This is a genomic window from Lysobacter olei (genome assembly GCF_054777355.1).
This window is the reverse complement of the sequence record NZ_BAAHAT010000030.1, coordinates 1-718: the sequence shown is the minus strand read 5'-3', so window position 1 is coordinate 718 and position 718 is coordinate 1. Positions and strand designations below refer to the sequence as shown.

Genomic DNA, 718 nt, shown 5'->3' with positions numbered 1-718 from the left:
CTAGTACTTCTATAGTATTCTCTGCTGCATATACTATATTTATGTTTAATAGAATAGCTTTTGGTGGACAATTTTCTTCATATTTCTTTAATTATGTTAAAGATTTAAGTAAAAGAGAATTTATTTTATTAATTAGTCTTGTGGTACCAGCTGTATTCTTTGGTATATATCCTGCAGTAATATTAGATGGTCTACATTATTCTGTATCAGGTTTAATATATAATTAATATATATATAAATCAATAATATATTGCAATCATAATCTTTTTATTATTGGAAAAATTAATTTATATAGTGTATTTAATAAATAAGAATTATATAATCAGTTTTATTAATGTTCATATTAATAATATCTTTTAATAAATTAACTTAAATAATTTTATAATAATACTTTTATAAGATTTTAAAGTTAATAATTAATTAGATAATATAACTAAAATTTTCCAATGTATAAAGTTTTATATAATTAGTAGTTAGTTTAAATTAAATATATATTTATATAAATACAAATACTATGATGTTTAATAACATAATTAGTCCATTAGAACAATTTGAAATAAAAGATTTTTTTTCTTTAAATATTAATATTATAAATTTAAAAATGTCTTTAACAAATTTTGGTTTTTATATAATTATTAGTACAATAATTATATTAACATTACATTTATTAATAACATATAATAATAAATTAATATCAAATTCATGAACATTAACTAAA

At 15.7% G+C, this 718-nt stretch carries 1 protein-coding gene; it reads left to right on the top strand.

Annotated features, from left to right (window positions below; genetic code table 11):
• On the top strand, window positions 1-227 hold a 227-nt coding region (locus ACYVBS_RS14665; protein ID WP_460824499.1), incomplete at its 5' end, for a hypothetical protein.
• Window positions 228-718 lie beyond the last annotated feature (491 nt).